This window comes from Vibrio aquimaris, from assembly GCF_009363415.1.
GTDB classification, from domain to species: domain Bacteria; phylum Pseudomonadota; class Gammaproteobacteria; order Enterobacterales; family Vibrionaceae; genus Vibrio; species Vibrio aquimaris.
Map to the genome: position 1 here is coordinate 511,764 of NZ_CP045351.1, position 14,118 is coordinate 525,881.

General features: G+C 43.2%; 10 protein-coding genes. 3 read left to right on the forward strand and 7 right to left on the reverse strand.

The window, feature by feature from the left end; genetic code table 11:
• Positions 1–134: 134 nt before the first annotated feature.
• Positions 135–662, forward strand: a complete 528-nt coding sequence (locus tag FIV01_RS16695) for a flavodoxin family protein (RefSeq protein ID WP_152432116.1) — start codon at positions 135–137, stop codon at positions 660–662.
• Here FIV01_RS16695 and FIV01_RS16700 read toward each other — a convergent pair.
• Together FIV01_RS16700 and FIV01_RS16705 are read right to left on the reverse strand one after the other, a co-directional pair.
• Entirely contained in the window at positions 659–2,002 is a 1,344-nt protein-coding gene (locus FIV01_RS16700) for a diguanylate cyclase domain-containing protein (protein WP_152432117.1), read from the reverse strand. The genes FIV01_RS16695 and FIV01_RS16700 overlap by 4 nt on opposite strands.
• Positions 2,003–2,005: 3 nt before the next feature.
• Positions 2,006–2,977 carry an ABC transporter substrate-binding protein gene (locus FIV01_RS16705; protein ID WP_246210515.1) on the reverse strand — a complete coding sequence of 324 codons (972 nt, stop codon included), beginning with the start codon at positions 2,975–2,977 and terminating at the stop codon, positions 2,006–2,008.
• 231 nt (positions 2,978–3,208) lie between these two features.
• Here FIV01_RS16705 and FIV01_RS16710 point away from each other — a divergent pair, with 231 nt between their 5' ends.
• Complete coding sequence (locus FIV01_RS16710; protein WP_152432119.1) at positions 3,209–3,916, forward strand: SDR family oxidoreductase; 708 nt, start codon at positions 3,209–3,211, stop codon at positions 3,914–3,916.
• A gap of 12 nt (positions 3,917–3,928) precedes the next feature.
• Here FIV01_RS16710 and FIV01_RS16715 read toward each other — a convergent pair whose 3' ends face one another.
• Positions 3,929–5,176, reverse strand: coding sequence for an NADH:ubiquinone reductase (Na(+)-transporting) subunit B (locus tag FIV01_RS16715; RefSeq protein WP_152432120.1), 1,248 nt, complete (start codon positions 5,174–5,176; stop codon positions 3,929–3,931).
• 249 nt (positions 5,177–5,425) lie between these two features.
• Complete coding sequence (locus tag FIV01_RS16720) at positions 5,426–6,079, reverse strand: Qnr family pentapeptide repeat protein (RefSeq protein ID WP_152432121.1); 654 nt, start codon at positions 6,077–6,079, stop codon at positions 5,426–5,428.
• Between the two features lie 256 nt (positions 6,080–6,335).
• On the opposite strand from FIV01_RS16720, the gene FIV01_RS16725 reads away from it, so the two are divergent.
• Entirely contained in the window at positions 6,336–6,830 is a 495-nt protein-coding gene (locus FIV01_RS16725) for a peptide-methionine (S)-S-oxide reductase (RefSeq protein ID WP_152432122.1), read from the forward strand.
• 20 nt (positions 6,831–6,850) lie between these two features.
• Here the strand turns inward: FIV01_RS16725 and FIV01_RS16730 are convergent, their stop codons facing one another.
• The 3 genes from FIV01_RS16730 to pulA form a co-directional block, all read right to left on the reverse strand.
• Positions 6,851–8,542 (reverse strand): methyl-accepting chemotaxis protein, encoded by a 1,692-nt coding sequence (locus tag FIV01_RS16730; protein WP_152432123.1) that lies wholly within the window; start codon positions 8,540–8,542, stop codon positions 6,851–6,853.
• Positions 8,543–8,552: 10 nt separating this feature from the next.
• The gene (locus tag FIV01_RS16735; protein ID WP_152432124.1) at positions 8,553–8,978 is read right to left on the reverse strand and encodes a BLUF domain-containing protein; all 426 of its coding nucleotides are present in this window, start codon (positions 8,976–8,978) and stop codon (positions 8,553–8,555) included.
• Positions 8,979–9,344: 366 nt separating this feature from the next.
• A complete protein-coding gene (pulA, locus tag FIV01_RS16740) occupies positions 9,345–14,000 on the reverse strand; it encodes a pullulanase-type alpha-1,6-glucosidase (RefSeq protein ID WP_152432125.1) in 4,656 nt (1,551 codons plus the stop codon).
• Positions 14,001–14,118: the final 118 nt, after the last annotated feature.

Here is a 14,118-nt window from a genome sequence, read left to right on the forward strand (position 1 = left end):
AGTTGCAATGAGTTAAAAAACATCAAAGCGAGCGATGAGTTATCCGATTTACCAGAAAATTGCGAATAAGCATTGACCTAAAGTTTAGTTGAGGTTTTAAAGTCACTGTCCTCGGTAAATATCAAGGACAAAAAATGAAGACTATCATTCTATTCTCGAGCGCCAACAAAAATGGCAATACGGCGAAAACTGTCGACAAGGTTCATGCCGACCACCAATGCGAAGTGATCCATATCGATGAATTAGACATCACCCCCTACCGATATGATAACCAGTACCCCAATGACGATTTTTATAACTTACTTAACAGAATCAGTGACGCTGACAATATCGTCTTTGCTTCCCCGGTATATTGGTATGCCGTGACTGCACCAATGAAAAACCTGATTGATCGTATGACAGAACTCAGTGCTTCACCCAAGCTGAAGAATCATCATCAACTGCTTAAAACAAAGCGAGGGTTTGTGGTTTCTAGCTCAGGAAATCGCAGAATGTGTCCGGTATTTAGGGCATTTTTTAGTGAATTTTTCGCATATAATAAAATCAGTTACGTTGCAACACTTCATGCCTGTACCCGAAGTGGCTACAGCATAGATGACAATGAAATAGAGCGGTTTAATAACGCATTAAACAATGCCACTCCCTTACATCATAGAGGTTAACCGTATTGGCGAGGTAACCTTTTAGTCTCTGATTCTTGGCCATCATAACAAGCAGACCCAACGATTTGCTTAGCACAGTACATAGCCTCATCTGCCAGATTGACTAATACTTCCTTGTTTCTTGTATGATCAGGGAAGTAGCTTACTCCAATACTCGCGCCAACCTTTAATTTATGACCGTTAAACTCAATCGGAAGACTAATCGCTTCTAGCAACTGCTTTGACTTTTCTGACACAATATCAAAGTCATGAAGTAAGTCTAAACATACAACAAATTCGTCTCCGCCAAGACGGCACGCAAAATCAGACTCTCTAACAGCGGTAAGAATACGCTTAGACACTTCGACTAAAATAGCATCACCTGCATCATGACCGTAAGTATCATTTACTGATTTAAATTCGTCGAGATCGATGAAAAACAGCGCCAGCTTGCAGTTACTTCGGTTTGCTTTGACGATAGCACTTTCTAATGCTTTATCGAATGCTCGACGGTTCATTAGGTTAGTTAAAGGGTCATGTTCAGAAAGAAAAATCAATTGCTCTTGCTTACGCATCAGTTGTTTGGTCTGGCGTTTTACTTCATCTTCCAACTCTTGCTTGGTCACAGTGGTGTCTCTGAGAGTATGTGTCATATCATTAAAAAAAACAGCCATTTCCCTAAATTCAGCGTCCATACTGATGACTTCTACTTTTGAGTCGAGCTTCCCAGCCGCAAGATCGCCAATTGCTTTTTTCATCGCTTCAACGCCGGCTTTAAAACGAAACAAGATTAACCAAGCGGTAGCACTCACTAAAACTGAGCACACAATTAACCAAGCCGCTGCATACGTCATAACATTGTGTACATTATCGGTATTGTCGTTGAGTACTGATTTATGTACATACGCCAATTCTTCTGTCATATTTTGAACGATCATATTGTATCTAGAGTGAAGAAAGCCTATCGAATTGATGCTCTCTGGGGCTTTACCATTTGATACGATCCCTTCTTCAGTATAAAGTTGTATCTCTTTTGTCAGCAAAGCATTCAAACTATGGTTCATTCTCTGAATATTACCTAACTGAGTACTCTCTTTTTTGTATTTAGCAAGCTTAACTGAGAGCTCAGCTTGTGCGAGTTCGACTTGATTTAAACTTAATTCATCGCCGAACTGCAGGAAAAACCATAACTGACTTCGCAATAGATCGACTGATAATTGCAGATCAATAATTTGATCCAACTCTATTTTGGTTTTTTTTTGCTCTGCTGAGACTCTAATGAAAGAGACAATAATAAACAAGGTCAGTATTAACGTTGTGGTTGATAAAACAAACAGCTTTTTAAACAGAGAATTCAACATAGCTTAGTCTCTCAGAGCAACAATTTGTTGGTACGGTTGTGTAAAAAGGAGTCTCCTAAAGTCAGGCTGCGCGCCTCCTACTAAACCTTCTGCCTGTGCCCATCTGGCCTGAAGCTGGAGGTTTGAAAGTAATGAATTCCCCAATGACAACCGAAAAACATAGTCTTCCCAAGACCACTTAACCTGATTTAGTGGAATATTAAGTCTTTTTGCTATTACCCTTGATGCTTCATCGGGATACGTATTGATCCACTCCACTGCCTCATCAAGAGCTTTGAGTAGGTACACGGGCTCTTGACCTGCAAACTCTAAGTAAGGCGTGGTAGAGAGTAAATTAAACGAATGCTGGTATATACCTAGTGTACCAAGGTTCTTGACGGTTGAGGTTGACTGTAGATCCGCTTTGTATCCCATCGGCTCCCAGGCTGAGATGGCATCAACACGAAACGACAAGAGCGCGGGAACAAGTTCATGAGGTTGAAAATATACTTTCTCGACATCTAACGATTTGTGGTTATTGGCAATAAGCACAGAGTCGAAATAAAATTCACTCGCACTTCCTTTAACTACCCCAACTCTCTTACCCTCTAACTGGCTAACTTCGCTGATGTTAGAAGGGCTAAGCGCCAAGAGTTTTAAGTCATTATCTGATTCAACAAAACTGACTAGTAAAGCTAAACCGCTCTGCTCAAAGCTTTGGAACATGACAACAGAGTCGGAAGCCGTTGCATATTCAACATCACGACTTAGCATTAATTGAGTACATGCCATACTACTTGCACATGGAAAAAGTGAAACTTTGAGGCCATGTTTTTCAAACAAACCTAGATGCTCTGCTATCAAAAATGGTGAGGCTAAAGGAGTCAAAGATACACCTATCCTTACCTCGGGGATGTGAAAATTTGCTCGCCAATTGTGCTGAGTAAAAAGCCAACTAGCGGCTCCGAGAGCAAAAAAACAGAGTAGCGCCGCCACAAAACTTCTCCGAACCAATAACATGGTGTATTACCCCAAGATTAATAAGAGAGATATTTCATATAAACGTAGCGTAAAGATCTGTAACAATTAGTGATAAGAGGTTTTTTTACATATTTCAATATAAGTCTTTATTGTTTGCGTGAATCAAGTCACACAAAAAAACAATAAAGCATCTGAAGCTATAATTCTGTGCTGTTCTCTAATAAATACAACAATATAAGAAAGCGCATGAAAGTACTTATTTTTGGTGGTAGTGGAGGAATAGGCCATTCACTGTGTACGCAACTACTGAGCCATCAACCAGAAATAGATCTTCACGCCACTTACCATAGTCATAAACCGAATGATCTTGGCAGTGGCCTCACATGGCATAATATCGATATTACCGCTGAGGATGACATTAGCAAGCTCGCCGCTCAATTTTCATCGCTTGACTGGATAATCAATGCCATTGGTCTTTTGCATACACCGAGCAACGGCCCAGAGAAAAACCTTCAATCTTGCCAATCTGAATTTTTCTTAGAAAATATCAAAGTCAATGCATTACCAACCCTATTAATCGCAAAACACTTTTCAGCATGTTTAAAAGCGAGTAGCCACCCCCGTTTCGTCACTATATCCGCTAAGGTAGGAAGTATAGAAGACAACAGATTAGGAGGATGGTACAGCTATCGTTCATCAAAAGCAGCACTCAATATGCTCATCAAAAATATCAGTATCGAATGGTCAAGACGTATACCAAAAGCTTGCATTTTATCTATTCACCCGGGTACTACTGATACGCCATTATCAAAGCCTTTTCAGGCCAACGTTCCTGACGGTAAACTGTTTGAGCCAGACAAAGTCGCATCGGATATTTTGCACATTATAGAAAAGGCTAACCCTGAAATTACAGGCAGCTTTTTATCCTACGATGGACAAAGGCTGCCTTGGTGATCAGACGACCAATTATCCGAGACGACCAACCCTCTGACGTCTTCTCTTAGCATTCGCTTCTTTGGAGATAAAATCGAACAAAGGAGCAAACAAATTAGCAAATAAGATGGCAAGCATAATCCCTTCTGGATAGGCTGGGTTCAACACACGAATTGCTATTGCCATCAGCCCGATCAAAATTCCGTACGCCCATTTACCTGAATTGGTGTAGGCAGCAGAGACCGGGTCCGTTGCCATAAAGAAGGTACCGAAAGCTACCCCACCCAAGACGAAATGCCAGTAAAACGGCATAGAAAACATGGGGTTTGTGTCAGAGCTTATCACATTGAGTAAGGTGGAGCCGACCGCAAGTCCAATAATCACACCGCCGACAATTCTCCACGACGCGATACGCATCCCGATCAAAAGTAGGCCCCCAAGCATGATAAGAAGCGTGGATCCTTCCCCCATCGAACCTGGTAAATTCCCCAAAAACGCATCGTTCCAGCTAATGGCTTCACCCGTCATATTATTGATGAGATTACTCGAACCTCCTTCATACCACTGACTTAATGGTGTTGCGCCAGAATACCCATCGGCAGCAACCCAAACTCCTCCACCAGACATATTGGCAGGATAGGCAAAGTACAAAAAGGCACGGCCTGCTAACGCTGGATTCAAGAAGTTACGCCCTGTGCCACCAAAAATCTCTTTGGCAACCACAATACCGAAAGTAATCCCTAAAGCGGCCTGCCAAAGAGGAATGGTAGGCGGGAGAATCAGCGCAAACAGCACTGAGCTAACAAAAAAGCCTTCATTAATCTCATGTTTACGCACAACCGCGAACAATATTTCCCAAAACCCTCCTACTACAAACACAGTCGCATAAATGGGTAAGAAATACAGGGCCCCCAGCAACATTTTACTGCCCCAACCGGCTTCTATTAGCCCCTGAGAGCTGCCGAACGCTGTAGCTAGATGCCAGCTCTCTGTGACGACGGATTCGAGTTGTTGAGACGAATATTGGCTCATCATCGCCAAGATAGATTGGTTGCCAATATTGTACATCCCCCAGAACATGGTGGGGAAAGTCGCTAACCAAACAAAAATCATGATGCGTTTGAGATCAATACTGTCTCTTACATGTGTCGCACCTTTATTCACCATTCCGGGGGTGTATAGAATAGTGGCAACGGCCTCATATATCGGATAAAACTTCTCATATCTCCCGCCTGGTTCAAACGTCGGAGCCACAGCCTCAACTTTGGATTTCAAGCTCATATTCGTACTTCCTGCAAACCAGATATATTCTGTTACGAATCGGACGCGTAATAAGAGCAATAAAAGTTTTACTCAGGGTTGACCATTCACCATCAGAGCATCGTTTTAGTGAGTGAATCATAAGCAGGAAATGATCATGGACACACTAGCCATAGACTTAGCCCGATTTCAGTTCGCTTTCACTGTTTCCTTTCACATCATATTCCCAGCATTCACTAACGGAGTCGCGCTGAGTATGGCATAGGAAAGTCAATCAATAACAATCAGACCAAATTTATCGAGCAATTGATCTTGCTGCCAGCGACAAATTTTCACCCCATCAAGAGAGACACGACAAACATCAACACCTTCAAGATCAACATGAGTAAGGTCAGCCCCTTCGACAATAAATGAGCCCCATTGATCTTTGGTAAACTCTCCTCTTGAGAGATCAGAACCCAAAAAGCTTGCCGAATCTAAGTTCGCCTCAGTCCAGCGGTTTTCATATAAATCGCACTTCTCAAGTAGAGCCCTTTCGAGGTTGACATAACTCAGATTGCATCCCGTGATATAGGCAGAACAAAAATAGACTGTGTCGCTGATACGATTAATAAAGTTGGCTCTTTGAAAGTTCGCTCCCTTTAAATCGCACTTACGAAATTCAATTCCAAAGCAATCAGCTCCGACAAATTGACTCATTGCCAACATACAGTTGGTAAAGCTTGTATCCTTAAGTTTGGCATAAGAGAAACTACACCCTTCCAATGCTTTAGCTTCAATAAAGCGGCAGTTAATAAATTTTGCATTACGTAAGTCCGATCGATCAAACTCGCATTGAATGAACTCGCAATCTTCATAGATAGCGTATTGAAGGTCTTGATGTGAAAAGTCTTGCTGGCGGTAGGTTTTATTTTTAATTGTCATAATATCTCCTTCTTTGGCGCTAGCCTATCATCGTCGACCCATATCAATCCATAAAAATAAACCCATTAAAAACATGAACTTAAAATGCGTCAAAATCACCAAAATAAGGCGCCTATACGCAATTTAAAGGCCACCAAAAAACTAAAACCCTCCACGTCTATAACGAAAAAAGTTTTGTAAGGCTATGCGCCTTTGAGAGGCCCAAATAAATCTGGTATAAATAGCCCCCCCTTGAGCAAGCCTAAAACCGATAATCATGAAACAACCCTCTACAGAAGAAATTTACTTTGCTGGCGGCTGCCTATGGGGTGTTCAGGAGTTTATTCGCCATTTACCCGGCGTAATATCGACTGAGGCTGGGCGAGCAAATGGTATTCGCAAGGATACTAAAGGAGATTATGATGGCTACGCTGAATGTGTCAGGACTCAATTTGATCCAGAGGTAACCAATATAGAACGACTTATGACGCAGTTTTTCGAGATCATTGACCCATACAGCATTAATCAGCAAGGGCAAGATATAGGACTAAAATACCGCACAGGTATCTACAGCCAAAGCAATCAGCATCTAGAAAAAGCCAAACTCTTTATTGACCAGCAACCCAAGAGTCACACTATTGCCGTTGAGGTTCTACCTTTGACCAATTACGTAAAAAGCGATCCTGAACATCAGGACCGCCTCACAAATTATCCCCAAGATTACTGCCATCTTCCTTTGTCACTACTTCATAAGTACAAAGTCGAACCCTAGGGTTGTTGCCAAGTCGTTAACTACACTTGGAATTTATTCAAGTTTTGGTGGAGATCAATCACGTTTTTAGCAATGGATTCGTTTGCCGTCGCTGTGCTTCTTGAGTCTTCCGCCGTTTCTTCAGACAAAGATTTAATGTTAGTTAAGTTGGCATCTAAGTCTCTAACCACAACCGCTTGTTCTTCAGCAGCCGCTGCTATCTGAACATTTAATCCAGCGATTTCGTTAACGGACTCTGCCGCCAACTGGAATGTGTTGGCTGATTGAGTACTTTTCTCTAGACAAAGCTGAGCTGTGCTGGTTCCTTTTTGCATACTGGTAACAGCGTTTTTCGCCTCAGATTGCAAGGTTTCAACCAACTGCTGAATATCAACCGTCGCATCTTGAGTGCGTTGTGCTAATGAGCGTACTTCATCAGCAACAACAGCAAACCCTCGACCAGTATCCCCTGCTCGCGCCGCTTCTATGGCCGCATTGAGTGCCAGTAAATTAGTTTGCTCCGCGATGCCCTGAATAGACTCTAGAACCGTCCCGATGTTGTTGGTCTCCGAGACGAGATTTTCAATAACACCAGATGACTGCGTCACCTCATTGGTCAGTTCTTCTATGATCTTCTGAATTTCTTGAGCTTCTTTACGACCTTCCAACACATGTTTTTTCACCGCATCGGTTACCGCCGAAGCATTGGCCGTGCTATTGGCCACTTCTTGTGTTGTCGCATTCATTTCGTTGATTGCGGTTGCAACCTGCTCAATGTCTCTGTGCTGCTTTTCGACATTGGCTAGAGTTCTTTGCATCGCGCCTAATGCAGACTCTGACGATTTGCCTAAATCTTCTGCCTTTGAGGTCACGACATTAATCGTTCCTGTCAGCACACCCAAAAATGTATTAAAGGCGCTTGCCACCGTCCCTGTCTCATCTTTAGCGCTTGAGTCAAGCCTAATCGTTAAGTCGCCGTCACCATTGGCTACTTGCTGCAACCTTCCAATTAAGGCAACGATCGGGTTTCTTATCGCTCTCGCAATCCAAATTGGCATCACAATCCCAAACACAATCGATACAATAGCGATCACTGTCATCCATTTGATGGCAAATTTCTCATCTTCTTCCGCCTTCAAGGCACTTGCCAACGTAAAGCTTTGTACATCATCAAGAATGTTGATTAGGGAGGTATCTATTTCATCCTCATGCTTCTCAACTTTCTTTGAAAACGCGAGCATTTCAACAATCTTGCCTTGAGAGCCTAATAGCATAGTCTTTTTCACTTCATCGACCAGTGAGTGATACGAGTCTTCCACTTTTTTTAGTTCTGCTAACTTAGCCTCGAACTTGGCTTTAGCCTTTGGTTCATGGAGCTTGGGGATAGAGTCGGCAATAAAGTTTTCAACCTCTACAATTTCCTTTTTAACTTTTACAGTAAACTTTTCAACCTTACCTCTCGCCTCCTCAAATGTATTCATCGGCGCGAGCCCTTGCTCTACTCGGATCGCTTTGATCAAGGCACGCTCAAAGTAAATGGCTTGCTGTAGTTGATGCTCAGTGAGTACTGTGAGCGACTTGGTAAGCGGTATATCTCGCTCAGCGATATCGACAAGCTCATTACCAATCTTGTTCATTTGATTCAGTGCAAAACCACCCATTAGAAGGATCGCCCCTAGAAGAAAGAACCCTAGTAGATAGACTTTGTGAGCAATTTTAAAATGTGAAAGCATGGGAGTTCTCCTAATCTTTTTTCACAAAATAGTGGACCATCTGCATGGCGAAACTTGAGTGCTCGACAAGGTACTGCACCTCACCTCTGTGCTTCATAAAATCACTGTAGCCTGGGAGTGATGATTCGAGATCTTGGTCGAGTACGCGAAAACCCATTTTCCAATCTGGAAAACTTCTTTTCTTAATGTGATGAAAACCGATTCGGTTGATATTGGTATGGCGGGTATCTAGTTTTATCTGTTCGAACAGGTTTTCAACCGCTGTCTCAGGGCCTTCTAAGACTTGAATGAAAGTGCCATAGCCATCGTAAAGTAGCAGGCCTGTGATGTCGGTATCTGTATTGTTTTTACGGGCTTTTGAAAGTATGCCTTCCAATTCATCTTGGTTGAACCGTTTTCCCGCTTTGCTGACATAGACGATCTCTATCAAATTCATGCCGCCTCCACTCCTTGGATGATCACAAACATGTTCGGCTTATTGTTGTTCTACTACATGTTGTTAGCTCGGTCCGTCGTACGCACTTTTAAGCCATTTTGTTTGTGCGGTTGGGAAGAGAGAAGTGCATCACATACCACTTGCTCTCGTAAGAGCCATTCCAGAACACAAGTGACAATCTACAAGATACGTGCCAAAAGAAATACACCCATGTTGATACCAAAATCAGTAACTTTGTCCAAAAGATGCCATTGAATGCATATCAATCATTGCAAATCGAAAAAGAAATCGCATAGTGCAAATGCAATATGCGACAAATCCCAAGTCAGATAGAGAAAATCTAGTTTTAGATTCGTTGAATAATCCCTACTCTAGCATCAAAAAACGACCACTTAATGCAGGAATCCCAACTCGAACAGTACCCTCTGTTATAGTGAATAACTCATCATCAATAAGATCTCTAAGACAATAGGTGGCTTTTAGGTAACGGGTGTCTAACAACAAGATTTGGTCAGAGGTAGAGGTATTCAGCACGTACAGAATTTTCTCGTCGCCATAGACTTTAAGATCCGCATAAATATTATCATCTAGCCAAAGGTTCCGGCGCTTTCCAGCATATAAGGCAGGGTGCTGGCTGCGAAGGCGCATTAGCTCGGTAAGATACTGTTTTATTTCTTGTTGCTCAGGTGCTAGCGCTAAGACTGTCACACCTTCAATCTTGGCACTAGAGCGTGAGACATGGTCATCACACAGGCCTTGAATAGCACAATTCTGGATAATTTGTTTGGCAAAGCCTGTTATTTCATCACCAATTTCGTCACCATAATAAATCGTGATTGGCCCCGAATACGCAGCAAGAAAACTCAATGCCGCTTTGTGCCTCTTAGTATAATCTCCCAGATTTCCTCGCTGGATAAGATCGCCAAAGCGAACTAAATCATGGTTGCCTAGCATAAGATTGGGCATCGCATGATAGGGAGACTTAGCTCGACTATTCCATATCGCATCTAAGGCTCTTGCACTGCCCTTTTGGCCCGACTCTTCCACCGCAAGTGCTTGAACAAGTCCATAACGCAAAGGGAAGTTAAACGCCGATGACAGTCCTGGATCGGCATCACTGCCATAAGTCGTTGCCGTGATATCATCGGCACCGCTCCATACTTCACCCACCATATAGCCTAAGGTTCCCCATTGCTTACCCGCTTGTTGATTCTCCTTCGACGCTTGCTCAACTGCCAAGCGGATATCACGCCAAGTATCTAACGGAAGTTGATAGGATTGGTCGAGCCTCCAGCCATCGATGCCGTATTCTTTTATCCAGTGCGTTGCAACTTCGGTAAAAAAGTCCTGACTTGCCATATCTGGATAGATAACATAGTGGCCAGGGTAACCTTGTTCGAGTTTTAAATGCGGTAACTTTCCTGTAGGAGAAGGTTTCACACCCGATAGGTTAGAATGACCAAAGACACCATCCAAGAAAACATATAAACCTCTTGCATGCGCTTTGTCGATCAGTTCTCTTAGTTTGTCATTGGTACCAAATTTAGGATCGACATTAAAATAGTCACAAGGAAAGTAACCCGTTGCATCCAATCGATCGTCCCCTGCTTGCCCAGCACAAGAGTCAAATACAGGGGTTAACCATAAGGCATTCACGTTGAGATTGGCGATGTAATCTAAGCTATCAATCACACCTTGCAGATCACCATTGTGATGTGAGTTGCCATAGCCAACACCATAGCCCTTTTGCGGATCACCATCGACAAAAGACTCCACCATGACTTGATAGATCCTCAGATTACAAGCTTGGTTATCATCTTGATAGCATGCGTAATCAAGGTTAGTGTACTGAACAGAGGCTGTAAGTGTATTTTGCCGAGAAGCATCAAGCCTAAACTTATGCACTCCTTGGTTGTTTATGATGACTTTGATGTTGCCATTTTCGCCTCTTACAAACCCAATAGAATCATGCAAGTTCGTTAGCTCATCAAAACCGAGGTCGACTTGCTCCCAGTCAGATGAAGCAAACTTAAATTCGTAGACACCCGGTGTTAGATAGGCTTCAACATCATAAATGCCATCACCTTGGTAGATGAGCTGGCTATTGGCTTGCCAATCATTCATCGAACCTCTCAAAAACACTTTGGTGTGACCAAAAGGAGCAGGTTCAGAAGTTGGGTCCACGACTAAACCTAGTCCTTGAGCACCTTTTTGTACCTGAACAAATACCGCAGCGGTAAGAGGTGGAATGGTGAAAGAGCTGCCCTCAAACTTGGCTTGTCTGACCGATAAGTCATAAGAATTGACGAGAACAGGATGAAGTTGAAAGTCTTTAGCACCCTGAATCGAAATGGTTTGCTCAGAAGTATTGGCATTAATCGCAACAACCAAAGCATCGACATTGCTATCTATATCTTCTCCTGCACTTATCCCGTCATTTACCGACATAACAATCATGCCAGCAAGCGCGTCAGGCCCAGTATTGTGAAATTGTACACGTTGTAAAACTTGTTCTTCATTGACTAAGCGCAGCAAGGGTGAAGCTGAGCGGATCTGAAGCAATTCTTTAAAGACTTGGTCAGTCCAAATGATATCTTGTGGCTGAGCAAAGGTATTGGGATTAGATATGACAGAGCGGATGGCATCCCAATTGGCGATATCTTTATCAGCACGAGGCAAGCCCACATTCCAATTATTGGTTTGTTTAGTAAAATCAACTTTATTGTACCAATCCCCACTGTCGTAGCTATCACGCTCCATCGACTTTGAGCGAAGCAATTCAGAGCCCATATGGATAAATGGAATACCTTGCCCAAGCATAACTGTGGATAAGCCAACAATTTGCATGCGTGCTCGCTCCGCAGAACCTACCCAAGCATCGGCTTTGTATTGATTGAAATCCCACAAGGTTTGGTTATCGTGCTTTGAGACGTAGTTAATCGACTCCTGAGGGTCGAGTGTATAGGCTGCTCCTTGGCCGCCATATAGAAAATCCCGACCATTCACCATCGCACCGCTAAATGTTTCTAGTGGATAATTTTGCAAATTACCCGCCATGCCGTAACGAATCAAATCTGTCTTCGACTTTAATTCATCACTAAATCGATTACCTGCATTTGCAAAACCCGGAGTTTGAAGAAGCGCATCCCCGCTATCAAAAGGGCCTCCACCACGCACACCATCACGCAAGCGATCATTGTAGGTGCCAATGCCTGTGCCCGCCATTGACCATTGTGTCGCATTTTCTCCCCGTTGACCATTGGCGACTTCACCAAAATTCCACCCTTCTCCATAAAACCAAGTATCGTGATCCACCCGCTTGGTTTGCTCGAAGACATGCAAGATACTCGACTTCATCAAGTGTCCCATCAAGTCAAACCTAAACCCATCTACTTTGTAGTGTTTCGCCCACATTTCAACACTGTCCGCAACTAACTTCTCAAACATACGGTGCTCAGAGGCCGTATTGTCGCAACAGGTTGAATTCTCAACCGCACCGGTAATCGGATTGAGGCGATGATAATATCCAGGCACCACCTTATCGAGTACCGAATGATCAGACACTCCAGAGGCATAAGTGTGGTTATACACCACATCTTGAACGACTCTAAAGCCCATCTGATGAAGTTTTTGTATCATTTGCCGATACTCTCGAATACGCGAAATACCATCACTCGCGACCGCATAACTGCCTTCTGGAACATTGTAATGAAAAGGATCATAGCCCCAGTTAAAGCCATCTAAAGGGCGAATATCCGCTAGCAATGCCTGCGCTTCACCACTGTTGGGATCAGTTTTTTCCAGTAACGACAACATCGATAAATGACGAGAAGTGTTTGTGGCACATAAGTTTGCTTGAGGGTTAATACCACAGAGCTTTTCAACCGAATCGGTCAGATTTAATGTCTTTTCAGGCTCTTCAGGTATTGAGGCAAGATCATAAGTGGGCAAGAGGTGAACCGTCGTTATTCCTGCATTTTTTAGCGACATCAGATGCTTAACACTGTCTCTTTCATCTTCAAGAAACGCGAGGTATTTACCATTATTGCGCTTTTCTCCTTGCTTATCGCTCGCACTAAAATCACGAACATGAAGTTCGTAAACGATATTGTCTTCTGGGTTGACAAGCTCTGGCGTACTGTGACTGTCCCAATCATCAGGCTTGGTTTCTGCATCACTTAAGTCAACAAGCTGGGAATAACGGCTGGAAGTGCTGAGTGACAGTGAATATGGGTCTGTCACCATCATAGACTCAATCTGGTCTGTTTGAGGGTGAATGGCGGTTACTTCGTAGCGGTAAAACATGTTTTTCAGTGAAGTTTCACCTTGAAAATGCCAAATGCCAGTCGAAGAATCAAGTTGCAAAGTATAGGGCGAGCCCGATAACGGCACCTTAGCTTTATCGTATAGATGCAATTCGACTTTCTGAGCCGTTGGCGCCCACAAAGCAAAGTTGGCGCCATTTTCATCCATCCAGCTGCCCAATCTTGCCTCGTCAGCATCATTTTCGCCCGAGGTATATAAGTCATCTATTACGCCCGGAGTCTGTATCCGAGTGGCAACAATGACTTTTCCTTGCTCATCAAGGGCAACCGCAATTAATTGGGTTTTGAGTAGCGCTTTAGCGGTTTCTGGACTGACAGTAAGCTCAAAACCAGTGCGCCCCTTGAGGTGGGGAAATTTCGGTTTATCACTAAGTCCCGCAACCACCATGTCGTACTTAGTGAAATCTTGTGGGTGACTAATATCACTCAATCCAGATTCGTTACTCCAAATCTGATAACTCACCGCTTTGCTGTGGTCAAACCAAGCAATAGAATTAAGGTCGAGCCAATGAGCAGCGGCGCCATCGAGTTTGACCGACAATTGATTGTCTGAAGAATAGTTAAGTGATGGACTTCCATGCATGATATTGGTGTCCAAACGTGTTCCTATCGTTTGAGCTTCTAATGCACTGCCATAGCCGGCCAGTAATCCAAATGCAGCTGTCAATACATTGAGTTTGGTTAGCTTTATTTTCATTCACTTTTCCACTGATTATTCCCGTTATTGATTTGATACCCCAGTTGACCCAATGAGATACCTTCAAGCTCACGTTATAATTTTGATGAAGTGAATACTCTCCTCCTTAGCTAGAAGT

Coding starts and splice junctions, on each gene's coding strand:
- FIV01_RS16695 (WP_152432116.1), top strand. CDS start 135: ATGAAGACTATCATTCTATTCTCGAGCGCCAACAAAAATGGCAATACG.
- FIV01_RS16700 (WP_152432117.1), bottom strand. CDS start 2,002: ATGTTGAATTCTCTGTTTAAAAAGCTGTTTGTTTTATCAACCACAACG.
- FIV01_RS16710 (WP_152432119.1), top strand. CDS start 3,209: ATGAAAGTACTTATTTTTGGTGGTAGTGGAGGAATAGGCCATTCACTG.
- FIV01_RS16715 (WP_152432120.1), bottom strand. CDS start 5,176: ATGAGCTTGAAATCCAAAGTTGAGGCTGTGGCTCCGACGTTTGAACCA.
- FIV01_RS16720 (WP_152432121.1), bottom strand. CDS start 6,079: ATGACAATTAAAAATAAAACCTACCGCCAGCAAGACTTTTCACATCAA.
- FIV01_RS16725 (WP_152432122.1), top strand. CDS start 6,336: ATGAAACAACCCTCTACAGAAGAAATTTACTTTGCTGGCGGCTGCCTA.
- FIV01_RS16730 (WP_152432123.1), bottom strand. CDS start 8,542: ATGCTTTCACATTTTAAAATTGCTCACAAAGTCTATCTACTAGGGTTC.
- FIV01_RS16735 (WP_152432124.1), bottom strand. CDS start 8,978: ATGAATTTGATAGAGATCGTCTATGTCAGCAAAGCGGGAAAACGGTTC.
- pulA (WP_152432125.1), bottom strand. CDS start 14,000: ATGAAAATAAAGCTAACCAAACTCAATGTATTGACAGCTGCATTTGGA.